This window comes from Sulfitobacter noctilucae (assembly GCF_000622365.1).
Lineage (GTDB): Bacteria > Pseudomonadota > Alphaproteobacteria > Rhodobacterales > Rhodobacteraceae > Sulfitobacter > Sulfitobacter noctilucae.
On record NZ_JASC01000005.1, the window covers coordinates 64,703 to 88,637 of the forward strand.

Consider the following 23,935-nt stretch of genomic DNA (forward strand, 5'->3'; position numbering starts at 1 on the left):
TAGGATGCATAGGTCAACAATTCCCACACACCAGAAGGACACCAACATGAGCGAAGATTTCAACATGTCGATGCGCAAGTTTCTCAAGCAGGTCGGTGTCACATCGCAGCAGGCCATTGAAGAAGCGATGCGAAACGCCGGCGATACATCGGGCAAGACATTCGAAGCTAAGATGGTGCTGACCGTCGACGGGATCGACCTGGAACATGTCGTGACCGGCAAGATCGAAGGCGCCTGAATGACCCTGACCCGCGATGATGTTCTGAACTGCCTGAAACAAATCAAGGCGCCATCAGGTGTGGATCTGGTCGAAGCCGGATTGGTGCGCGCCCTGACAGTCGAAGAGGGCGCTGTGCGGTTTGTCATGGAGGTGGATACACCCGATCCCTTCATGCCCGCAAAGGCACAGGCGGAACAGGAATTGACCAGTTTGGGTGCGACGTCCGTGTCCATCGTCATGACGACGCACAGCAAACAGACGCCGCCCCCCGATCTGAACGTAGGCCGCAAATCCGAACCTGCGGGGCCTCAAAAGATCGCGGGTATCGACAGGATCATCGCTGTGGCCTCTGGCAAGGGGGGCGTCGGAAAGTCGACCGTCGCGTCGAACCTTGCCTGCGCTTTGGCTGCCGAAGGGCGGCGCGTAGGCCTTCTGGATGCGGACGTCTATGGGCCATCGCAGCCGCGCATGCTTGGCGTTTCCGGTCGCCCGCAAAGCCCGGATGGCAAAATCATTCTGCCACTTCGCAACTTCGGCGTCACGATGATGTCGATCGGGCTGATGACCAACGAAGATCAGGCCGTTGTCTGGCGTGGACCGATGTTGATGGGTGCATTGCAGCAGATGCTAGGACAGGTGCAATGGGGCGCCTTGGATGTGCTGATTGTGGACCTGCCCCCCGGCACTGGCGATGTGCAAATGACACTGGCACAGAAGGCCCAGCTTGACGGGGCGATCGTCGTGTCGACGCCGCAGGATGTGGCGCTGCTGGATGCCCGTAAAGGCATAGATATGTTCAATCAGATGGGCACGCCTGTGATCGGCATGATCGAGAATATGAGCACGCATATCTGCTCGAACTGTGGACATGAGGAGCACGTCTTCGGCCATGGTGGCGTGAAGGCCGAAGCCGAAAAGCTAGGTGTGCCCTTGTTGGCAGAGATCCCCCTGCATCTTGACATCCGCGTGGCCGCTGATGGCGGCGCACCTATTGTGGTGTCGAAACCGGACAGCCCGCAGGCGCAGGCATTTCGCACAGTTGCACGCAGCTTGATCGAGGCAAACAAAGCATGACCACACCCAGCTTTCCACCCTTGTTCAGCGGCTTGGCTGTAGACGGGCAGGCTGATCCTTTTGACAAAGCCTGTGCAGAGGCGGCGCGGGGCTGCGATGCGGGGTTGGTCGTCTACAAGCTCGACGCAGACTTTCTTCGCGCGGCGCTGGTTTTTGCACCGGATGTTGCTTTGGAAGATGCGCTGGTGATGATGCCCTTGTGCGGTGTTGGTTTTCAAAATGCACTGGGTGCGCTGGCGCCCCCGGAAGTGGCCGTGCATCTGGACTGGAACGGGGGTCTGCGTATCAACGGTGCGTCCTGCGGCCACCTGCGCGTTGCGGCGTCTACTGCAGAGCCCCTCGCCCAGCCCGATTGGCTTGTCGTCGGGTTGGAGCTGCCTTTATGGCCACATAGCGATGATATGGGCGAAACACCGGATCAGACCGCCCTTTATGCCGAAGGCTGCGCAGATGTGAACGCAGTCGATCTGCTCGAGTCCTGGGTGAAACATACGCTGGTTGGCATCAACACCTGGCTTGAGGGGGGCGCGGGTGCTGTCCACAAGGACTGGCGCAGTCTGGCGCATGGCATCGGGGAAGATACACGGCTGGCAGGCCACTCGGGCACCTTTGTAGGTATAGACGAACGGTTCGGCATGCTGTTGCGGGACACAAAGCAAACGCATCTGATCCCAATGACCCATCTTCTGGAGGGCAACTGACATGATGCTCGCGCGCGCGATCCACTTTGACGAAAGCGATATGAACATCTTTCATTCCCCCGCGCGGACAGGTGAGTGGTGTATTTCTGGCGGTTTTGAATTCTCCAACTGGGGCGAGGCGGATTTGACGGGCAAGGCTCGTCAGGCCTTTGCAAACGGATGGCTCGGAATCGAGACGTTTGGCAGAGTCAGCGTGGTAGCTGTTACTCAGATCGAACACGTTGAAGTAGACGCTCTTTGCACATCGCTTGCCCAGCATTTCGTGGATATGTACGGTGCCCCGTCCGTAGATGCCGCGCAGCATGTGGCGCGTGAAGAGATCATGCAGATGTCGGAGATTTGCGAAGATCAGGCACCCAATACGCTTCTGCTGGTGTCACGGGAATTGACAGAGGCAGGCGTGAGAGAAGCCTTTCGCATTGTCGAACCGCGCGACGCCGATCTTGATCAATTCGCGATTCACGGATCACTGGATGATGACGTCTAAGGCGACCGGGCGGATCAAAGTACCGGCGTTCGGTTAGTAAAATCGTAAGTTTATCAGGTTGATAGCGCGTCTGCACAGCAGCAGAGTGCCTTTTTCGCGCTGCAATCGCTCTGAAACGCGATGATTTCAAGGGGTTCAGCCGAACAATTCGACCGCAGGCTGTCTCAATGTTTCCTTAAACTGGTCTTTGATTTGTCGCGACCAGAGCTTCCACTTGGCGTTGTATCGTCGATGAAAGATCACCGGCGTTGATAGAGCCAAGGAAATGAACGCAATGCGTGTTTTTGTAGTTGATGACGACCCAGTAATGCTGAACATCCTGTCCCAAACCCTGACGGAAGCTGACGGCTATCATCTTGAGATGTATACCTCGGCCGAAGCCGGTGTTGAGGCACTGGGTACATCAGAGCACAGCTATGACTGCGTTCTGCTTGATATCATGTTGCCAGGTATGGACGGTGTGGAACTTTGCGACATTCTGCGGAAGTCAGACCGCTATGCCGCGACGCCTATCCTGATGATCACCGGCAGCTCCGAAGTTGCGCTGATGTCGCGCGCCTTTACCGCCGGTGCGACCGATTTCATCAGAAAGCCGTTCAATACGGTTGAGCTGAAAGCGCGGGTTCAGATGGCCGGTCTGCTGAACCAAAGTCTGGCCGAGAACAGACATACGATGCAGGATCTGAGCGATCAGACAAAAATCCAGTTTGAAGAACCCATTGATCTGGGCCTGGATGGCATGTGCAGCGCTCTTGCGCTCGAAAACGAATTACTGCGCTACAGAGCCCATTGCTTTGCAATGACGATGTTCAGTTTCAATGTGGTTGGATTGCGCGGCGTCTATCGGTCTGCCACGGCCCCGGCGTTCCGTGCGTGTATCGATCTGGTTGCCGCAGCGGCGACAAGCGTTCTGCAAAGCCATAACACACGGTTGTCTTACCTTGGCCAAGGCCGGTTTGTCGGCGTGATCTTCGACAGACACCGTCACGACAAGCAAACTCTGACTGAGGAACTCAACATCAGACTGGCAGAGATTTGGGATGTCGATACCACGGGCATTCCGGTTCCGCTTGAGGTTGTCTTCTCGACAGTTGCAGCACAAAGATTGTGGTCCGGCCACTCGGCCAGTGATGCCTTGCGTACTTTCATCGCGGTTGCCGATGGGATCAGCGATCTGACTGTTGATGTGGAAGACGACCTGTTTTCACGCCTCAACAAAGAACTGTCGCGCGTGACATAAATCAAGTTGACCTAACGTCAGAATATAAACAATCCGTAAATTTTTCGCAGAATGTTTCTAATCGCCCCACTTTGGACACCTTTCGACTTCAGGTTGAGAACAACAGACAGGCGCAAACTAACTTGCACGGAGCTGAAAGTGCATTGGAGAACACTATGAAAATTTTGGCTGTTGATGACGATCCGATCATCCTTGAGCTGCTGACCCAGTTTGTTAGCCTTACAGGCGAGCACGAGTTGGTAACTTGCCTTTCCGGTCCGGAGGCCCTGGAGGTTGCCGGCGCGGCAACCAAGGAGCCATTTGACTGCTTCTTGTTCGATATTCAGATGCCCGAGATGGACGGTATCGTCCTGACCCATACGATCCGTGAGATGGCGATGTATTCCGACACGCCGATCCTGATGCTGACCGCGATGTCGGACAAACGCTATGTCGACGCAGCATTCGCCGCGGGTGCCACGGATTATGTGACGAAGCCGTTTGAGTTGGCCGATCTCAAGGGCCGGTTGGGTTTGGTCAGCGGTTTGGTCACCGCACGCAGATCACACACACGCAAGATTTTTGCCGCTCAATCCCTCGCCGCTTCGGCGCTGCCCGAACAGCCCGCGTCCAGCTTGGAGCTGCACGAGCCTATTTCGATATATGACGTGGACTATGTGATCGACTATTTCGCGATGGAAAATTACGTCGCACAGCTTTCGCGTACGGCCCTTTTCGGGTCGACCACCTTTGCCTTCACCATCCGTAAGATTGCAGAACACCATCAGGCGATGTCTGCATTCGAGTTCTTCAGCCTTGTGTCCGATGTGTCAGAGATCATCTCGGACGTATTGGCGGATCATCAGTTTCTGATGTCCTATGCCGGGGGCGGTACCTTTGTCTGCGTTACGGAAAGCGGATGGTCCCCCGACATGCCGAAACTGATGGATGCAATCAATCTGGCGCTTTCGCGTACAGAGCTTTTCGACAATGCGGGGCAACAGCTTTACGTGCGCGTCAGCGCGGGCGATGCGATCCGCATGATCTGGAAGCCGGAGAGTTTGATCATGGAAACCATCGGCATGGCCCATGCCTCTGCCGAAGCGGCCAGCGAACGGCATGAACGCGCGATGAATGACTTTTGGCTGGAAGAGAGACGGGCATGAAGGATTTAACAGAAGAATTGCCCGGTCTGGAGCGCATTAAACTGCGCTTTCTGGACCTTCTTGAAGAGCGCAGCAGCATCATCGCCAACTGCACTTTGGCGGCATGGGATACACCCGATGCTGCCGTTGCATCGTCCGAACTGTCACAGGCGCAAAGCATCTTGCACCAGATCGCTGGAAGTGCGGGATCCCTCGGGTTCGCTGCGCTGGGTCAGAACGCGCGAAAGTGCGAAGAGGCCATTGTGCGTCACCTTGCGGAAGCAGGCCAGTCAGATGCAAACGTACCTGTTGCAATTATCGATGACCTCGGCCAGTTCGTTTTAATGAGCCAGGATCTGATGAGCCAAGGCGGGCCCTGACGCGTAGACAAACAAACCCGTGTCTGAGTTCAACACGCTGACTTATTCAGCGTGTTTTTTTATGGCATCTTTGATCTGATCCCCAAGCGTCATGGGGTCGAAGGGTTTGCTGATGACTTCCGCGGCACCTGTCGCAAGCAGCTCTTCAATCTCTGCATGCTGTGCGCGCGCCGTCATAAAGATCGCGGGGATCGTCGCGAAATGGGGCTTTTCGCGCATCTTTTCCAGTGTCTGACGGCCGGTCATGCCCGGCATCATCATGTCCAACAAAAGGACATCGGGAGTATAGTTTTCGATCTGCGCGAGCGCGGCCTCTCCCGATATGCATTGCACAATCTCAAATTCGCCCGAAAGGCCCAATGCCATTTCAGCGATTTCGCGAATGTCAGCGTCGTCTTCGACGTGGAGAAGCTTTATCATTTAAGACCCTTCGTTCAGGCGCTTTGTTTGGCGCTCTCGTCATCGGCGTGTGCTGTTTCTGGCAGGGTCTTGGGCAGATTGAAATAGAAGGTGGTGCCAATACCGACATTGGTTTCAAATCCGATCGTTCCACCCAAACTTTCGACAATCGCACGACAGATGTTGAGCCCCAGTCCGGTGCCGCCCTTGGACGCACGATCAGAGTTGGTCATATCGGCAAAACGGTCAAAAATCTTGTGCTGCTCGTCCGCGGGAATACCCTGGCCTTTGTCGCCCACTTCGATACGAACGCCTTCTTCATCATCCAGAACCCGCAGCGTGATGCTGCTGCCGGGCGTGGAAAATTTGTAGGCGTTCGATAGAAGGTTCGTCAAAACCTGAATGATCCGGTTCGGATCGGTTTGCATCATCACAGGCGCATCGACGCCCTCTAGAACGGTCTGAACACCAAAACGTTGTTGCAACATGGCATTTGCGGTGTCTGTTTCCTTCACCAGCGCTGCCAGATCCACTGTTTGAATATCAAAGTCCATCTGTCCGTTCGATATCTTGTCGAGATCTAGAATGTCATTGATGATCAGGATCAACCGATCCGCATTACGGTGTGCGATTTCCAAAAGCGCCGATGCCTTGTCAGGAAGAGCCCCTGCAGAACCGGAGAGGAGCAGACCCATCGCACCCTTGATCGAGGTGAGCGGCGAGCGAAGTTCATGGCTGACTGTGGAAATGAACGCTGATTTGCGTTTTTCCTGCTCCAGGTGTTCGGAGATATCGTTGAACAGGATGAGGTACCGACCCGTTCCGGCGGCACCGGGCAGAAATTTGACCGAGACATCCATCGGCACGCCGAGCAAGGTTGCTTTGAACTCTGTGCTCGATTCCCCATTGTCGCGCAGCGCGCGGCAGGCGCTCAGAATCTTTTCGATTTCTGTTTCGCGATTAAGGTCGCTTAGATCTTTGGCTTTGTAGTCTGCATCGCTCAGGCACAGCCGACCCTTGGCCGATCTGTTCATGTAGCTGAACTTTTCGGTCTCGGAATCCACAATCCAGATGTCGTCGCGCAATTCGTTCAGCGTTTCGGCGGTGTGCCGTTCAGACATCAGTGCGTTGGTTTCAGTGACATCCGTACGGGCGGAAATCGACCCTGCCCATTCGCCGGCCTCATCAAACAGCGGCATGATCGTCGCCTGGGTGAACACAGAATGCCCGTCTTTGTGCTGCAATCGCGTCTCGCCCTGCCAGGTCTCGCCGCGTCTCAGACAGCTGCGTACCTTGTCCGTCAGGCTTTTGACCGAGGCATCGTAAAGCACCCGCACCTGCTGGCCGATCAGCTCTTCGCGGGAATATCCGGTGAGTTCAAGCAAGCTATCGTTTACTTCGGTCAGTTCGTTGTCAGCGTTTACGATATTAATGCATGCGTGCTGGTTCAGCGCATCCAGACGCTGAGACATCGACAGCAGTTTGGTTTCTATTACGCGGTTACATCTTTGATGCATCAGATATGTGGGCACCAGACTGGCGATTGATACCGCTCCGACCGCGGGAACAACGCTTGCTGCGGCACCTGTCAGCACAGCTGATGTGCCAGCGTACCATGCAAGAGCAAGCCCGCAGCCACTTAGTGCAACGAGGGGCGCTTTGCTCATATAATTGTATGGTGGCATCTCTTCACCCATCTTCGCGTTTTTTCAGGTCCTCGGGTGCTGACGAGCCAGCATTCCTCGAACGTTCTTCACGAGTTATGAATGGCAATATTGGCACCATTGTGTCCGTCCGGTCCTGATTTTTTGGCAGTGCGCTTCACTTTCTCTTTCAGGATGCGATGGCCGCATGACATTCAACTGCTGATATCAGCGATGCCATGTCTGTTCTGCTTTTTACCATGGAAGCATAGATTCGAGGATCATGTCGCCGCTCAGCATCAGCTGAAAGCGCAATGATTCTGGCGTGCGGTTGTCGCGTTGCGATGAGGTTCAGCAGAGTCTCGGCATCTCCGTCGGGAAGAGACCAATCCAGGATGACAACATCCAAGGAGCAGCTGTTTATTGCGACTTTCGCTGCGCCTAGCGACTTTGCGTGAGTGACGTGCGCGACCTTCTCAAGTGCGCCCGAGATGACTTCGGCAAAATCACCATCGTCTTCCACGTGCAAAACGGATTGCATTCCGGTTGGCCGGTTTTGCGGACGGGACGGGGCGGTGTGCTTGGTCTTTTGCTGGGCCGCCAGCGGGATGGTGAACCAGAACACCGTGATCCCGTCAGCAATGCTCTCGAACCCGATTTGCCCCCCATGCCTTAGCACGATCTGGCGGGTGATGTTCAGCCCCAGCCCCGTGCCCCCCTTGGCGCGGGTGTCAGAGCTATCCGCCTGGGAGAAAGCATCGAAAATGCGCGACCGGAAAGCTTCGGGAACGCCTGGGCCGACGTTCTGGATAAAGACAATCGCCTGATCATCGATGCGCTCGGCTTTGATGACAACATCGCTGGACGGGTCAGAATACTTGCACGCATTGGAGATTAGGTTGGCAAGCACCTGCTTGGTTCTGCGGGGATCGGCAAAGACGCCAATCGGCTCATCCGGGACATCAAGTTGCAGAGTGCTTTCATGTGTGACAGCAAACGGCATCATTTCCCGTCCTGCATCTTCGATGATGGTGCCAAGATCACAGTCGCCAAAATCGAAGGTAATCTTACCTGAAGCAATTTTTTCAAGATCGAGGATGTCGTTGACGATGTCAGTCAGGCGCTCGGCATTGGCACTTGCAATTTGAACCAGTCGGCCATTGGCGGAGCTGAGGTTCGCACTTGCTGATGCCGTAAGCAGACCCAGCGCGCCTTTGATTGAAGTCAACGGGGTGCGCAACTCGTGGCTTACCGTCGAGACGAATTCATTTTTGATCTGGTCCAGTCTTTTCTGTTCCGTAATATCGATGACTTGAGCGATAAAGAAGTTCGTGCCCAGGTTCCTGTCAAACGACCATGAGATGTTCAGCAACCCCCAGCGCTCGACCTTGCCTGCGCAAATGATACGATGTTCGCCCGTGTAAACGGAGGAGGCATCATCTTTTATCATACGGGTGATGGCTGCGTAGATCGGTTTGCGATGCTCGTAGGGTATAAGATCCGCAAGCCGCGCATTCTCCAAAAGATCCGTTTCACTTCTGCCGCTCAACTCGCAAAAGGCATCATTCAGACCGATGAACCTACCCTGATCGTCCATCAAGGCCATGCCGATCGGAGCGCTTGCCAAGACTTGTCGAAAGAGACCCTCGCTGGCTTCAAGCGCGTTGCGATCCCGTCTGAGGGCCGTCACATCGGTCTGGGTTCCGATCATGCGTGTAGCTTTGCCGGTCTCGTCACGCTCGACGACCACCGCGTCCGACCGCATCCAGCACCATCCACCATCCCGCGTCTTCAACCGGTATTCCGCAATGGAACGCTGCGTGCGACCCTCGATACAGTCGGTATCCGCCTTGTTCAGGATCTCGACGTCATCAGGATGAATGCGGGACAGAAAACTGCGCTGGGTGTCCATGCCGTTGCAACCATCTGTGTACCCCATAATCCGGCACCATGTTTCCGATACTTCCGAAGTGCCCGTCGTCAAATCTACGTCGAAAACACCGATATCGGCCCCTTGCAGCGCCATATCATAAAGAGCCTTGTTGCTCTTGAGGTCTCGCTGCGCCTGGTTCTGTTCGGTCAGGTCGCGGATGATAACAGTCGTGGAGGCCGCGCCTTCGCTGTTCATCCAGTCGTTGCGTTGCAGATCAAGCTCGAGCTTGCGCCCGTCCTTGCGCACCCCGATGGCGTTGTGCGTCTCTGCAGGTTCTGCCAACAAAGTAGCCAGGTTGGCAAACTTCATTCCGGTTATTTCACCGCTGGTAAAACCGAAACACTCCAATGCCGCCTGGTTGGCAAAGCGGATGTTGTCCAGCGCGTCGAGCAGCAGAACCGAGGTCACGTCGTTTTGGATGATCGACCGGTTTTCCTCTTCCCTCTCCGCCACCTGCTGCCCTCGCAGCCTCGCTATCTCGCGAAGTGCCGTTGATTTCAAATGAAAATTGCGCAGCACTGTAACAAGAAAAGCTGTAAACGCGAGCCCGGAGAAGAGAATTAAGAGGGGCTGGTAGGAGACGAAGGAGCGGTCGAAAGCGGGCGTGCTGGAAAAAAGAAGCGTCCACGTCCGGCCAAATCTGTTCAGTTGAAAGGTCGCCGAGTGGTCGCCAATTTCACTGCCTTCTTGCAGACTACTAAAGACCTGGGTTCCGTTCTCAACGGAGGTCCCATCATAAACACTCAAATCGTAATTGGATCCATGGCTTGAGGTCAGACCGCTGATTAGCCTGTCGGATACAAAGCCTGCACTCACCCAGCCTTTGAATTGATCCTCACTGTTTATCTCGTCGGGATCGAATACAGGGGCAATAAGAACAAACCCCGGCAGCCGCTTGTCGTTTACCACAAGGCTGACCGGCGGCGTCATCTGCGGCGATCTTGTCGCTTTCGCCTGCTCCAGAACCTCGACACGATCTTGCGTAAAAGAAAGATCAAGCCCGATCGCCCCGCTGTTCGTTGCTTTGGGCTCGACGTACTTCAGAATATAATGCATTTCGCTGTCGGTACGAAGTTTGACATCGAAATCGGTCCGGCCTTCATCGCGCATCTGCTCGACAAATGCATCCAGTTCCGCATCGGGCACATCAATAATCAGACCCAGCCCACCAATGTTCGGCAGCTGTTTCTCCAGCTTCAGACTATCGACATAGGTTGCGAAACTGTCGGCATCGACCTCATCGGCAGCAGCGATATAGGCGGCCATACCGTTGATGCTTTGCAGATAGGTGGAAAGCCGCGCGCGAAGCACCTGAACACCGTCTTCGGACAGGCTATGGAATTCTCCATTCGCAACTTCTGCGTTGTTCCGCAAGCTTGACATGTACAGGCCGGACGTCAGGGCGATACACACCACAACAAGAAATATTTCCAAACGTGAAGTCACCACTCACCCACATCCAAATGACACTTCTAATGTGCCCTTGCCTCAATCACACGGCATCCGTTTGCCGGATGTCCTTAAATTCTAGTACAAGTTGATAAGTACCAGTATTTTAATTATCAATCCAGAGTGGAAGTGTTTCGTGCCGAGTGATGTATGTTTGCTGCAAAATAGCGTAACGTAAGTTCTCTGCCCGACTTTATGCGCGTGAGAGGTGGGAACTTCACGATCGGGAGGCTCGGGTTTTTCGTACACCAGTCAAAGCGCGCCTTCCGCGAGCCATTTGTCCAGCTGAGACCTGCTGATCTCAAAGTGCATGCTGTCCTCCCGGCCCCATGAGGCACCCCAGACCCACCCTTCGGTACGGAAGAAATCTGCGAGGATGGTCAACCCGAGCTGTGTGCGCCCATCGCCAAGCGTATCGAGCTTGCCATCAATGTTCAGATCAACCGCCAAACCAAAGCTGTGGGTGGAGACACGGTTCGTTGTTCCGCGAATGCGCCGAACACAAAGCGCTCCGGCGGTGTTAATCCGGGCATAGAGGTCGGGGTCGGTGATGCGCACATTCTCGAACACCCGCGCCAGCGAATCGAGTGCGGGTTGCAGCATGGTGACCCGAATGGGGCCGACCTGCGTTGTTTTCAGCTTTGATTTCAGCCGCGGATTGGTCATCGCCTCGCATTTATCGCTCAGGTTCTGGCGCGGCAGGCCCAGCTTTTCGGTCAGATACCGGCCCCCCGCAATCTTAAGCCCCTTGTTCACGTTCCGGCGGTCAGCAATCAGCACCACCTGCGCATAGGCGTCGATGATGTCATTGGTGCCGTTCTGGCGAAACACTTCCGACCCGTCGGTTTGTGGCGCTTGCCCGCTAAGGGACGCACCGGGCACCTGCGGCTGAAACGCCGGACGTCTGCGCACCTCTTGGCCCAAGGCTGCCATGCCTTCGCGGATATCCTCCATGCGCAGGCGAATATCCTCGACCTGCTGGTTCAGGATCTCGATCTCGATCCGCGCCTGGCTGTCGATGGCAGGGCCCATGCCGCCGCGCGACTGGCCAAAAGCCATCGGCAAGACATACCACAGCACCGGGGCCAGAATGATGGCGATGGCCAGAATGATGGCCGGGATAATCAATCGCATGAAATAATGCTCGCATAAATGAAGTGCGCCTGTTCACAGATAGCTTAGGCCAAAGAGGGGTCGCGCGTCAAAACCGTTGTGACCGCTCCGGCTGTCGTATATCCTTGGGCCAGTTAATTTGATGAACCATATTTTTGAAAGGAGACGGTATGTTTTTTCTGCGTGCCTTCACCGCGGCCGCTGCCGCGACGCTCTTCACTTGCGCAGGCGCATTTGTGTCGGCGCAAACTGATCTTACGGCGGATGAGATCAAGGATGCATTCAACAAGCAAAAGACCCGTGGGTTGGTGATCGTGCCGTCGGGCCAGACCGACACCGCAACGGATACCGCCCCTGCCGGGACGGAAGTTGCTGCCGCCGAGGAATATGTCGCGGTGGACAAGGCTGATCAGGTTAACGTCAAGATCAGCTTTGATTTCGACAGTGCTGCCCTGCGCGAGGATGAAAAGCCCAAACTGGCCAGCCTCTGTGATGCGATGAAAGCAGTGGATGTTGCCGTGTTCCAGATCATCGGCCACACAGACAGTTCCGGCTCTGCCGCCTATAACGAAAACCTGTCGCTGCTGCGCGCACAGGAAGTAAAACGGCATATGGTATCCAGCTGCGGCATCGAAGAGGACCGCTTGCGGGCGATCGGTCTGGGCGAAAGTGCGCCCTTTGATCCCGCTGATCCACGCAGTGACGCCAACCGCCGGGTCGAGTTTCAGGCGCTTGGCTAAACGCGGCTTGCGTGTCTCGGCCTTGCAGACTGGAATGACCTTATGACAGACCCCCGACCCGGCGATGCCTTTCAACCGGGTGATGTGCTGAACAACACCTACCGGATCGAGGCGCTTTTGGGCCGCGGGGGCACCTCGGATGTCTATCGCGCCCGAAGCGAGATTTCGGGTCGGCTGGTCGCGATCAAAGTGCTCAAGTCCGAGTTTTCGGGCAACGATGACTATCTGGTGCTGATGACCCGCGAAGAGGAAATTCGCGAGATCAGGCACGATGCCATCGTGCGCTATTCCGAAAACCACCGCACCGCCGAAGGTCTGGTCTATTTGTTGATGGATTTTATCGACGGCCCGGGTCTGGATAAAAAGCTCAAGGAAGGGCCGATGGCAGCCGAGGACCTGCTGGTCCTGTGCAAGCGCGTGGGCGAAGGGCTGAAGGCGGCGCATGACCGGTCGATCGTGCACCGCGATCTGTCGCCCGACAATATCATCCTGCGCGACGGCGATCCTGCACAGGCGGTGGTGATTGATTTCGGCATTGCCAAGGATACCAATCCGGGGGCCGAGACCATTGTCGGCAATGAATTTGCCGGGAAATACGCCTATGCCGCGCCCGAGCAGCTGAGCGGAAACACCGACGCGCGGTCTGATATCTATTCACTGGGCGCGCTGCTGCTGGCGAACTTTCGCGGTAAATCACCTGAAGTGGGCGCAAACCCGATGGAGGTCGTTCAGAAAAAGAACGACCCTCTTGATACCTCTGATGTGCCAGAGCCGCTGAAAACACTGTTGGACCGGATGACAGCGCCAGACCCGGCCCAGCGGTTCCAATCCATGAGCGAGGTACTCGCGTTTCTTGATAGCGGCGGCACTGAAGAGGCGCTTGGCGATGAAACCATCATCGTTGCCCCGCCGAAGGCCAAACCACAACCGACGACCGCTGTCCCTGACCCTGCACCATCTGCCAAAACGCCTGCCAAAAGTACGGGCCGTCCGACGGGCCTGATCGCAGCCGCCGCCGCGGTTGTGTTGATCGGCGGCGCTGCGGCGGCGTTTTTCGCAGGTGTATTTGACAGCGGCCCCCGGTTTCCCGCGGTCAGCCCCTATACGCTGGACATTGAAAACCTCGAAGATCTGCCCGCCATGGCCAGCGGATTTGTCCCCGACCCCGAAATGCAAAACGCGCTGGTGAACCGGATGAGCGCACTTGGCGGCGACGTGGATGTGACACTTGCCACGGGCCGCATTGCGCCAAGCTGGGATGCGGATGTACTGCAAGTGCTGGAAGATATTTCGGTGCTGGATCACTGGCAGCTGTCGCTTGACGGCAACCTTGGCACGATCACAGGCAGCACATCGGATGCCGATGTGGCTTCGACCCTTACGGCGCTGTACTCCGAAACCTGGCCCGGCGCGCTTAGCGGCAGTATCGAGATTGCGTTGACTTCGCTGTTTCTGGAAGCGGCGGCGGTTGAGCAAGTCTTGGAACAATTCGCTGATTGCGGCCCGTTGATCCAAGTGAACGATCCCGGTCCGGTGGGCTATGGTCCGGAGGATCCGGTGCTGATCAAAGGCACGCTTTCAGGCGATGCCAGCCGCGCGGGATTACAAGATGCATTGGATGACACCACCGATGGCCGCACCGTGGTCATTGACGCCGAAATCATGAATCCGACCCTTTGTCTGGTCGAGAATTTTCTTCCTGAAGCCCCTTCAAGCGAGATTGGGATCACCTTTCGGGATGGTGCGACGGGACAAGAGAACACCACAGGTGATTTTCGTGTTGGTGAAAATCCGGTGATTGATGTGATCATCCCCGACAGCGTTTATACCGGTTATCTCTCAGTTTCTGTGCTGGATGTATCGGGCAATGTGTTTCATCTGTTGCCGAATATCGGACGGGCCGACAATTCAGTGAACACGTTGCGTGGCAGTGAAATTGGCGCAGTTCCTGTGCGGGTGGCCTATAGCCTGGATGAAGAACGGCCCGAAGGTGGCATCGCCTTTGCGGTTGACGGATCCTCTTTGGGCAAGAGCAAGATATTGGTCATTCATTCCGAGGCACCGCTGTTTCGCCAGATGCGACCGACAACTGAATCTGCGGTCGGCTACGCTGAAGCGCTGAGCCTTCGGGCGGAAGAAGGTCAGGGGCTTATCCGGTCGCTCGACTCGCGTATTCTGACCACCTCACAGCCCTAGGCGCTAAAGAATATCGACCACAGCGGCGGTGATGTTATCGGCGCCGCCTCCCGCCAGCGCAATCTGGATCAGATGGTCACAGATCACTTCGATCGGTTGTGTGGAAAGCGCGCGGCGTAGCATGTCGAAAGTCGCATATTTGCTCAGCCCATCTGAGCACAACAGGAACCGGTCGCCCGGCGCAATCTGTCCTCTGATCTTTTCGATCTCAAGCACGTCACCCACACCAACGGCGCGGGTTATGGCGTTGGATTGCGGGTGATGCTCCGCTTCGTCCCAGCTCAGCTGTCCTGTCTCGACCAGAGCGGCGACAACGGAGTGATCGGTGGTCAGCATCTCGATCTGACCATCGCGAAACCGGTAAAGCCTGCTGTCGCCCGCCCAAAGGGCCGCAAAATGACCTTCGGCAAGGAGCAGTCCCACGACGGTGGCACCCATCACATCGACACCACGGCTTGCGGCTTCATCGCGAATGGCGCGGTGGGCGTCCTGGATGGTATCGCGCAGCGCCTGCATCCGGTCAGCGGGTGCCAGATTGGGCGGGATGCCTGCTGCCATATCCGCGATCAAACGGCTGGCATAGTCGCCTGCCGCGTGGCCGCCCATTCCGTCTGACACCAGCCAGATGTCCAGTTCCGGCAGCGCCAGAACCGCGTCTTCGTTCACTTTGCGTTTAAGGCCCACATGGGTTTGTACGCTGTAGCGGGTGTGCAGGGTCATCCTTGGGGCCTCGCATCCCCCCAAAGGGGGGCATTCAGATCAAACAGGGCGCGCGCCTGGTGCGCATCGGGTAGCCCGTCGCAGATCAAGGCGCGGCGGGTGTCTTGCAGCAACGTGCTCCACAAACTGGGCGCTGCCATACCGGTCAGGCCGACAAAGCCTGCGGCCAGTTCGTGTGCGATGCTAGGGTCGCTTGCTTCATCCAGAACAATTGCGCCGCCCACGCGGCGAGGTGGCGAAAAACTCTGGGCGTCGGGTGGTGAGATTTTTTCCAAACCAGCGGCAAGGTGTTCGCGGTCCGTGCCGTCTTCGAGGGTGGTCAGCGCAAGGGTTTCCAACTGATCAAAGGTCTCTTCCTGAACCATGTGATCCAGGGCCATCGGCCCGTCGCCCGGCAACGGCACCATCAGCGCCAAAGGAAAGCGGCGACCTACACGGTCGACCGATGGCATCAGCACGCCCAGCACTTTGCTAGAGCCCGCAAGGCCCGGGGACAGGGTGAACCGCCAAATCGGCGCCGACATATACTGATCATCCCAAGCCTCTCCTCCGGCCTCTGCCGCCGCCATCATCGCGCCTTGCAGCCAATCATCCCAAACCCGCACAAACCCCGGCGGGGTGTTGAGTTGGAAAAAGTCGCCCAAGGCGGGTATTTTGCCAAAGGCACCGAACCCTTGCCCCATCAGAACGTCTTGGGACAGTTGAATTTAGACAGGGCAGGCAATGCGAACGGGTTGATGACAGACCCTGACTGAAGCTGAAAAATCGCAATTCTCCCCGAGACATTAAAGATGACGCGCTTGCGGTCCGATACGTTGGTGCGCCTGATTTCTGCGGCATCCAGCAGTCGGAACCACGCCCATGGCCCGTCTTTGGCCAACTGACTTTCGCCATTGCTGAGACTGGGTTGGAACACCACGCCCGCCAGCCCCACCGTGCCGGGCCATGTGATTGCCACGGGCGTATTGTTGGGACGGCGGGTTTCGAACAGGACATTCTGCGCGCCGATGGTCAGTTGAACCGATGCGGCCTTGGGGTCCAACGCCTCTGGCGTGATCTGGAACTGCACCTGTGGCGCTGCCCCACCCGCAAAGAAAGCGTCACGGATTTCGGCGGCATATTGCAGCTGTTCCAACACAGCGGGCGAGATGCCAAGGTCCACGTCATTGACCTTTTTCCACGTCCAGGGCCGCGATCGGGTGTCGACAAATTTCGCAAGATGTTGGGCAAAGAAAGCGTCGACCATACCGCCCGGAGCAAAAAGTTTGGCAAAGTCCGCCATTGCCACATCAGCCCGCGCCTGCCTGTTAAAGGGGTAGCGGTTTTCAAGCGCCTGCGTGCAGAAAGGCAGCACGTTGGACTGCCACGCGGCATTGATTGACGACCGCGTGCCGTCCGCAGTGATACCCGTTGAACTGCTGGTAATCTGGCTCGCCCAGCGTTCCAGCGGGCCGGGAATACGGCTTGCCATCTGCTGAAAGCGTTGGGTGGCGGTGCCGCCCTCGCTGGCCGTGGCGGCGATGCCGCTGAACGACATCTTGTTCAACTCCTGATAGACTTCCTGCAAGGTGGCAATCAGCAGATCAAGCTCGCTGTTCTGTCCTTCGGGCCGTTCGACAAGCGTGTGCAGCCAGGCAAAGCGTTCCTCTACATATGCACCGGGCGGTTTGGGCGGTGCACCATTTTCGCCACTTGCCGAATTTTGCAAAGCCTCCAGCAAGATTTCACCCTGAACGCTCAGCGCCGACCGCGCCTCAATCTGGGCGATGCGGCCCAGACCGCTCTCTACAGCTTCGCCGCCCAAAAGGCTGCGGTTTTCGGTCAGCTTGGTCTGTTCGGAGATCTCGTTCAGGATATTGACCAAGGGCGAGGTGGGACCGGACAGAACATTCGTCACCTCGACCGCATGGGACAGCGATTCAAGCGGGATCACGTCAATATCGCCAAGGATCGCGTCATACTTGGCGATGTAATCGTTGTAATAAAGGTTCAGCACATCGCGGCTGAGCGCGGTGAGCGCGCCATCGGTCTGCTCTGCCACGCCGCGCGGGCCCAGCACCCAACTGTCGCGTTGGATGCGGCGGGCCACGCCAAGCGCTTCGCCCAGAAACACATTGTTGAACCCGTCATAGGTGAAAATCCCCGGCACGCCGGAATTAAGCGGATTGCCCGAAGAGCGGACCAGAACGCGGGTTACCGCAGGCCCGCCCGCTTCGGTGATGCGCCATTCAGGCAGGCTGGTTGCAGAGGCGCTATTGATGATGCCGTTATACACCCGTTGGGCCAGCGGCATTTCCGACAGGATGCCCTGCACCTGTTCGACAAGCGGCCCGTTCAGCGCGATCTTTTCCATCGGCTGGGACAGCATCGCATCCAGATGCACGCCAAGATCATTGCGCAATTGTTCACGGTTGGGCCCGGCAAAAGTGATAGACCAATCAATCGCCATCCACTCCTGTACAAGCTCGGTGCTCATCGGCCCTTCGAGCCCCAGCATCAAATAGATTTTCAGCGCTTCATAGAGCAGATCAGGATTGTTGACGTTGCCCGTAATTTGTTCTTCCAGCCGCAGCAATAGACGCGGCAGAAGGCGCTGGTTCAGCGCCGCGCGGTAGGTCTGGGCGGCCTGAGTACCGATGACTTCACCTTGATACAGGCCATAGGTCAGCTTGCGTTCGGGGTCGGGATCACCGGCCACAGGATTGCCGGGCATATCACGCAAAACATTCAGCGCTTCAACTACCGGCGGCAGATCAGTGTCCCCGATGGGGCTGGTGGGCAGCACGGCGCTGACCTGTTGGTAGCTGTCGATATAGGTGCCCGCCTGCGCAATCAGATCGCGATTGCCCAGATAGCTGCGGGTGAACAGCGTGCCGGTGATCAGTGCCACAATGACAGTGGCCGCAATCGCCGCGCGCTTGGTCCAACGGTAGCGGCGCTCGACCTTGTCATCGGCCGAGACAAGCCCCGCCTCGGGAAAGATCACGGCCTCGAACAGGCGTGTAAGAAAGTAGGACCGCCCCTGCCCTTGCCCCGTGCCAATCGCCTGACGGCCGATACCAAAAGTGCGGGCCATACCAAGCATCAGGCGGTCAATCGGCGTACCTTCCTGCGTGCCGGAGGTGAAATAGACGCCCCGCAGCATGTGGCGCTGTTCATAGCGGTTGTCCTGAAACACCTCTTGCAGGAAGTTCCGCGCGACTGCCCGCATGGCGGCCACCTGTGATGGGAAACCCGCAATCAGGGATCGCCGCTGGGGGTCTATTTCCGTCTGCATCCGCTCTAGCGATTGGGCGTTCAATTGACCCAAGAGCAAGGCGAATTCGGAATCAAATGCAGCCACGGGCGACGCTTCGCCTTTGGACGTATCAAGCGGCAGGGTGAACCCCCAAACCTGCTCGCGGTCTTCTTTGCCCAGATTGTCGTAGAATTCAGAGAAGCCTGCGATCAGATCGGCCTTCGTAAACAGCACATAGACGGGAAAGCGCACTCCCAGCTTTTCGCGCAATTCATTCAGGCGGCGGCGCACGGCCATGGCGTGGCTGGCTTGTGTGATCTCGTCCTGCTGCAACAGATCACTCAGCGAGATGGCGATCATCGCGCCGTTAATGGGCTGGCGCTTGCGATATTTCTTGAGCAGACCCAGAAAGCCAAGCCAGCCCGCATTGTCCGTATCGGCATCGCTTTCCTGCGTAGTATAGCGGCCCGCCGTGTCGATTAGCACGGCATTATTTGTGAACCACCAGTCGCAATTGCGTGTGCCCCCCACACCGCCAATAGCGGTTTTGCCCATGCTTTCGGCCAATGGAAATTTTAGACCCGAATTCACAATCGCCGTTGTCTTGCCCGCGCCCGGCGGGCCAATCATCACATACCACGGCAACTCATTCAGGTTCTTGCGCCCGTTCTTGGATTTGCGCAGCTCGGTCATCGCCAGCTTCAGCTTGTCACGCAATTCGCCCAACTCGACCGAGGTGACGTCGTCCTCGGCACTGTCGATCTGTTCCGCGATCTCTTCGGTCATGGCCTTATCGCGGCGGCGCCGGCGTAGGAACACAAAGAGCATCAGCATCAGGAAGAAGAACCAAATCCCGCTGATAAAGATGACCCGCGACCAGATACCATCGAAGGGCCGCCATTCTTCGTTGCCAATGAAGGGCGCGAGGAACCAAACCGCGGCCGACAGCGAAATCGCGGCCAGCAAAAAGATCGTGTAGATGGATTTGAAGAAGAAGCGTAGTATGCGGCGTCCGTACATTATTGGGCCTCCTGCACCAACAACACTTCGATCCGGCGGTTCTTGGCCCGGCCTTCGCGTGTGCTGTTGTCAGCAATGGGTTCTTTTTCTGCGCGGCCTTCTGCGGTCAGGCGCTTGGGGTCTTGGATCGTTTTGGCCATCGACGCCATCACCGATTTGGCCCGCGCGAGGCTAAGGTGCATGTTCGAAGGAAAGCGTGAGGATTTGATCGGCACGTTGTCGGAATGGCCTGTGATGATCACCGGACCGGGTTCATCGTTCAGCGCATTGGCGACCCGCGCGATGGGGTCGATAAAGGCCGGAGTCAACTGGTCAGAGCCTGAGCCGAACATATTCGATCCCGCGATGCGGATCACCAGTGTGTTGCCTTTTTGAAAGACATTCACGATGCCTTCGTCGATTTCCTTTTGCAGAAAAGTCACGACTTTTTGCAGACGCACCTCTTCGGAAGAGGCGGGGGGTGTCGGTGGTGGCGGTGGGGCACGGCGCTGCAATTCGGCCACGGGGCCATTGTCGATGACCGAAAGCTGACCAATCAGGCGTTCGGTTTGCGTACCCAAAAGATAGGACAGCGAGGTGAACTGCAGCGCGAGCAAAGCGGCGGTCGCACCCAGCGCGATCCAGACCAGACGCCACGCAGACAGGGCTCGGAAAGGTTTGTCCTCCCCTTCCCAATGCGGTGACAGATCACGCTCCACATCGCCGCGCTGGCCGCGGATGATCCGCGCCAAACCCTGCCGGATTTGCAGGTGTTTATCGGCCCCACCCTGTTCAATGCGCAGCCGGCCTTCGAACCCGAGCGACAGGCACATGTAGATAAACTCAAGCACATCGAGGTTGGTGCCAGGTTCCTTTTCAAGCCGCGCCAGCAGGTCGTAAAAGCGGTCCCCGCCCACGGTCTCGCGGTGGAAAGTGCCGACCATCGACTGTAATCCCCAGCTGGATTGTCCGCCCCAGGGCGTGTTCAGCACCACGTCATCCAAGGTCGCACAAAGCGCATAGCGGGCGATTTTCACGGTCTGCGCGGGGACGCCCGCCTGCAAGGCACGGTTTTCAAAGGCGCGAACCTCGGCCACCACGGAAGACCGCAGTTTGTCAGGGTCCATATGCTGTGCGCGGTTGCGAATGCGGCTGATAAGCGAGAACAGCGGTGCTGCACAGGCAGTCAGCTGATTCATGCCCGTCAGCACCATCTCGACTTCCTGCGGCCCGTCCTTGCGCGTGGCCTGCGGGGCAGCGGCGGCCGCGGGGATGCCCATCGTGTCCACTTCGGGCGCAGCCATCGGCTCTGCCGGGATCGCAGCAGCAGGCTTGGCCGCAGCAGTGCGCCGCCCGCCCGGATTGGGGCGGATCACTGTCTTGTCTGTGTCATCAGGTTCTGCAAACGGATCGTCGTCTGACATGGCCTGCCCCTTTTTAAATCGTCGTTACGCGTTACGGATCGCCCAAAGTTCCATGTTCAGGCCCGGATATTGCCCCGACACATGCACGGCGATGCCGCCGGAAGTTGTCATCTTGCCCCAATACGGGCTGTCGGCGGCAAGCTCGAAATAGACCACGCCTGCATGATAAGGAATTTGGCGCGGGGCCACGGGCAAGGGCCGCAGTGTAATCCCTGGCAAGGCGGAATTGACCAACTGCCTGATCTCCTCCACCGGGCCGATCTTGGCCTGCCCCGCAAAGTGTCGCCGCACGTCCTCGGCCGGGATGTCAGCCTGCACGGCAAGGACAAATCCGGCGGTTGAAATGAGTTTGCGGTCGGTGATTACGCCAACGCTGACGCCGTATTTACGCGCCTCCAGCGGCACGGACACGGCGGTCTGTTCCAGAACGGAGCTGAGATATTGGCGCAGGGTACGGATCACCGGCGCATAGGTCACCGACAGGTTGTCATGCTGATAGGGCGGAAAGTCGGGCGGCTGTTTGTCGGTTGTCATAAAGACCGACAGTTCACCCGCTAGTGAGATGCAATGGCGGTAAGCATCTTCGGGGTGCAGGTTTTCGACGTTCGCCAGATGGCGGAACACCGGGATCATCCGGTTGATCACCGTCAGCAGCAAGAAATCCGACACTTCGGCCACGGCCTTTGCGGCACCACCTTCGGACAGACGACCGGCCAATGCGGTCATGCGGTGCGACAACAGGCCTTCAATCTCGCGAATGAATCCTTGCAGTGGAAGTGCGGCACGCACGTCGATACAGGACGGGATAAAGCTGCGGTCGAGGATGATCTCCTTGTCCGGGCGCACTTCGATAATCCGGGCAATCGGGATGGCCAGCATATCGGCCAGATCATCCACGGCCAGTGCAAATTGCAGGCGCATCTTGCCCACGCCAATGGTGACCGGTTTGCGATCACGGCCCATGGTGTCGGTAATTTCCAGCTCGTCAGGGCGCAGGCGGCTGACGGATTGTTCGGCCCCCGTCAGATCAACCTCAATCGCCCCCTGGCGCCGCTGCGGTACGGTCAGATAGACGATGCAATCCTTGACGGTATCGGGGACTTCCAGTGCGGGGGGATGTGTGTCGACTTGCGGCACGCGAAACACTGTGCCGTCGTGCGTCAGCCCCGAACAGGTCTTGATGGCGAATTGACCCACTTTCAGCACTTCTTCGTCGATCTCGAGCGCACTGAGACCCCAGGCATAGGGGCGTATGCGGCGCGCAAGACCGGCAATCAGCGCTTCCTTGTGGCGGTCCGCCTGTTGGAAATGGTGGGGCTGCAGAAACATCCCCTCCGTCCAAAGCACTTTACTGTCCCAGGACACGCAATTCTCCCCTGTGTTCCGCTTCAACGATCGAAGCGGATTATTTTAACTTTTCAAGCTGCTCTTTATAGGCACGCGCAAATTCGCGGCTGAACAACTCGTGAAAATCGTTTTCGGCCTGATCGGAAATTTGGCCATACATTTTTTCGTATACTTCCCAGTAGCGGGCTTTCTTGCCCTTGAGCAAGCCACCGATGCCGCCGCCGGTCTCAATCTGTGCGCCCAGCACTTCCGGGTCCAGCTTGGCCAGAATACCCTTGAGGGCTGCTTCCATGCCGGTGACCATCGCCACCTCATGTGCCTTGATGTCGTTCAGCGCCTGTTCGGTGGCCAGTTCGGACCCTAGATAGCCGCGTGTCTTGGGCTTGACCAAAGCCTCGATTGCCTGTTCGGGGCTGATCGAGAATTTCAGGGGGTTGTTGCCGCCCGCGCTGATCATTGTCTGTTCGATGCGGAATTCTGATTTGATCGAGGTGCGGGTCATCAGGATCTCGCGCAAGCCCGTGATCATCGTGCGCATCACCCGGCCCATGCGGCCCATGGCGGTGTGCAATTCATCATCGCTGATCTCAAGCCCTTCGACATCCAGCGCATCAAGAAAAGCATGCGCCGCGGCCTGATCGCCACTGACAACGACCGGCTTTTCCAAAGCAGGCGGGACGGTGGTCTGCTTTTTCATCTCTGGCTCGGGTGTCGGCTCTGGCGGTGTCTCCGCCACTGGCTCGGGCTTTGGCTCGGGCGCAGGTGGCGTGTCTTGAGGCTGCGGCACCGGCTTGGCCTCAGGCGTGGGCGTCGGTGCCAGCAGATCATCGTCCCAGTCATCGGGGATCACGGCAGGGCCGGTCGCAAACTTGGGGCGAAAACTGTCGCTGGCGCTGGTGTTGTGCATCGACTGGCTTGGCCCCAGATCGTCCTGTGCAGGGTCGTTCGCTTTGGTAAAGAACGGATCTTCTTCCTCGCCCAAAGGCGGTAGCAGATCGTCGATGGGATCGGCGGTCTTGATCTGGCCGGGGCCTTGCGGGCCTTCGGGGGCGCCCAACAGATCATCCAGAAAATCACCGCCAGGCCCCACATCATCCAGCAATTGCATCGGGTCGGGCGCATTGCCCGCCTGCCCGTGCGACACCTGATCGTGCCCCATGGGTTCCGGGATTGGCGGCGGCAGCGCCGAGGCGATTTCGACCATCACCTCATAAGGGCCGATCGACAGGATATCCCCGTTGTTCAGTGGCGTCGGCGTGCGGCCCAGCGGTACTTTGGAATAATTCAGAAAGGTACCGTTGGTCGAGAAATCAACGACAACAACATTGCCGTTATGATCTTCGATCACGCAGTGGTTCTTGGACAACTGCCGCTCCGGGTCGGGCAACACGATGTCATTGGCAGGTCCGCGCCCGAGACTCAGACTGCCGCCCGTGGGCATCTGCATGGGGCCGACATTGCCCGGCATTGTGCCTGAAGATTGAAAAGCCAGTTTGACCGCCATACCC

Annotated in this window: 19 protein-coding genes; 9 read left to right on the top strand and 10 right to left on the bottom strand. The window is 57.3% G+C overall.

Annotation, left to right across the window (positions count from 1 at the left end; all coding sequences use genetic code 11):
- The first annotated feature begins 46 nt into the window (after window positions 1-46).
- The 7 genes from Z945_RS0105445 to Z945_RS0105475 all read left to right on the top strand — a co-directional run bounded on the left by Z945_RS0105445 (window position 47) and on the right by Z945_RS0105475 (window position 5,226).
- Window positions 47-238, top strand: a complete 192-nt coding sequence (locus Z945_RS0105445; RefSeq protein ID WP_025051101.1) for a DUF6494 family protein — start codon at window positions 47-49, stop codon at window positions 236-238.
- Window positions 239-1,294, top strand: coding sequence for an Mrp/NBP35 family ATP-binding protein (locus Z945_RS0105450; protein ID WP_025051102.1), 1,056 nt, complete (start codon window positions 239-241; stop codon window positions 1,292-1,294). It begins immediately after the preceding gene.
- Window positions 1,291-1,995, top strand: a complete 705-nt coding sequence (locus tag Z945_RS0105455) for a biotin/lipoate--protein ligase family protein (RefSeq protein ID WP_025051103.1) — start codon at window positions 1,291-1,293, stop codon at window positions 1,993-1,995. The genes Z945_RS0105450 and Z945_RS0105455 overlap by 4 nt, the downstream gene beginning before the upstream one ends.
- A 1-nt stretch (window position 1,996) precedes the next feature.
- Window positions 1,997-2,482 (top strand): DUF6505 family protein, encoded by a 486-nt coding sequence (locus tag Z945_RS0105460; RefSeq protein WP_025051104.1) that lies wholly within the window; start codon window positions 1,997-1,999, stop codon window positions 2,480-2,482.
- A gap of 274 nt (window positions 2,483-2,756) precedes the next feature.
- Window positions 2,757-3,722, top strand: coding sequence for a response regulator (locus Z945_RS0105465; RefSeq protein WP_037970655.1), 966 nt, complete (start codon window positions 2,757-2,759; stop codon window positions 3,720-3,722).
- Between the two features lie 155 nt (window positions 3,723-3,877).
- The gene (locus Z945_RS0105470; RefSeq protein WP_025051106.1) at window positions 3,878-4,867 is read left to right on the top strand and encodes a response regulator; all 990 of its coding nucleotides are present in this window, start codon (window positions 3,878-3,880) and stop codon (window positions 4,865-4,867) included.
- Window positions 4,864-5,226, top strand: a complete 363-nt coding sequence (locus Z945_RS0105475; protein ID WP_025051107.1) for an Hpt domain-containing protein — start codon at window positions 4,864-4,866, stop codon at window positions 5,224-5,226. Before Z945_RS0105470 ends, Z945_RS0105475 begins: the two co-directional genes overlap by 4 nt.
- Window positions 5,227-5,268: 42 nt before the next feature.
- On the opposite strand, the gene Z945_RS0105480 is transcribed toward Z945_RS0105475, so the two are convergent.
- From Z945_RS0105480 to Z945_RS0105495, 4 genes are all read right to left on the bottom strand, one after another.
- Complete coding sequence (locus Z945_RS0105480) at window positions 5,269-5,646, bottom strand: response regulator (RefSeq protein ID WP_025051108.1); 378 nt, start codon at window positions 5,644-5,646, stop codon at window positions 5,269-5,271.
- Window positions 5,647-5,660: 14 nt separating this feature from the next.
- On the bottom strand, window positions 5,661-7,310 hold the full coding sequence (locus tag Z945_RS0105485; protein WP_052862612.1) for a PAS domain-containing sensor histidine kinase: 1,650 nt from the start codon (window positions 7,308-7,310) through the stop codon (window positions 5,661-5,663).
- 148 nt (window positions 7,311-7,458) lie between these two features.
- Window positions 7,459-10,467, bottom strand: a complete 3,009-nt coding sequence (locus tag Z945_RS0105490) for a CHASE domain-containing protein (RefSeq protein WP_241434465.1) — start codon at window positions 10,465-10,467, stop codon at window positions 7,459-7,461.
- Window positions 10,468-10,902: 435 nt separating this feature from the next.
- On the bottom strand, window positions 10,903-11,784 hold the full coding sequence (locus tag Z945_RS0105495) for a M15 family metallopeptidase (protein WP_025051111.1): 882 nt from the start codon (window positions 11,782-11,784) through the stop codon (window positions 10,903-10,905).
- A gap of 149 nt (window positions 11,785-11,933) precedes the next feature.
- On the opposite strand from Z945_RS0105495, the gene Z945_RS0105500 reads away from it, so the two are divergent.
- Window positions 11,934-12,503, top strand: a complete 570-nt coding sequence (locus Z945_RS0105500; RefSeq protein WP_025051112.1) for an OmpA family protein — start codon at window positions 11,934-11,936, stop codon at window positions 12,501-12,503.
- A gap of 42 nt (window positions 12,504-12,545) precedes the next feature.
- Window positions 12,546-14,699, top strand: a complete 2,154-nt coding sequence (locus Z945_RS0105505; RefSeq protein ID WP_025051113.1) for a serine/threonine protein kinase — start codon at window positions 12,546-12,548, stop codon at window positions 14,697-14,699.
- Window positions 14,700-14,702: 3 nt separating this feature from the next.
- Here Z945_RS0105505 and Z945_RS0105510 read toward each other — a convergent pair whose 3' ends face one another.
- From Z945_RS0105510 to tagH, 6 genes are read right to left on the bottom strand one after another with little or no spacing between them, the layout of a single operon-like run.
- Window positions 14,703-15,419, bottom strand: a complete 717-nt coding sequence (locus tag Z945_RS0105510; RefSeq protein WP_025051114.1) for a PP2C family protein-serine/threonine phosphatase — start codon at window positions 15,417-15,419, stop codon at window positions 14,703-14,705.
- Window positions 15,416-16,102, bottom strand: a complete 687-nt coding sequence (gene tagF / locus Z945_RS0105515; RefSeq protein ID WP_025051115.1) for a type VI secretion system-associated protein TagF — start codon at window positions 16,100-16,102, stop codon at window positions 15,416-15,418. Before tagF ends, Z945_RS0105510 begins: the two co-directional genes overlap by 4 nt.
- On the bottom strand, window positions 16,102-19,677 hold the full coding sequence (gene tssM / locus Z945_RS0105520; protein ID WP_025051116.1) for a type VI secretion system membrane subunit TssM: 3,576 nt from the start codon (window positions 19,675-19,677) through the stop codon (window positions 16,102-16,104). Before tssM ends, tagF begins: the two co-directional genes overlap by 1 nt.
- Window positions 19,677-21,080, bottom strand: a complete 1,404-nt coding sequence (gene tssL / locus Z945_RS0105525) for a type VI secretion system protein TssL, long form (protein WP_025051117.1) — start codon at window positions 21,078-21,080, stop codon at window positions 19,677-19,679. Before tssL ends, tssM begins: the two co-directional genes overlap by 1 nt.
- 24 nt (window positions 21,081-21,104) lie before the next feature.
- The gene (tssK, locus tag Z945_RS0105530) at window positions 21,105-22,445 is read right to left on the bottom strand and encodes a type VI secretion system baseplate subunit TssK (protein WP_025051118.1); all 1,341 of its coding nucleotides are present in this window, start codon (window positions 22,443-22,445) and stop codon (window positions 21,105-21,107) included.
- 40 nt (window positions 22,446-22,485) lie between these two features.
- Window positions 22,486-23,931, bottom strand: a complete 1,446-nt coding sequence (gene tagH / locus Z945_RS0105535; RefSeq protein WP_025051119.1) for a type VI secretion system-associated FHA domain protein TagH — start codon at window positions 23,929-23,931, stop codon at window positions 22,486-22,488.
- Window positions 23,932-23,935 lie beyond the last annotated feature (4 nt).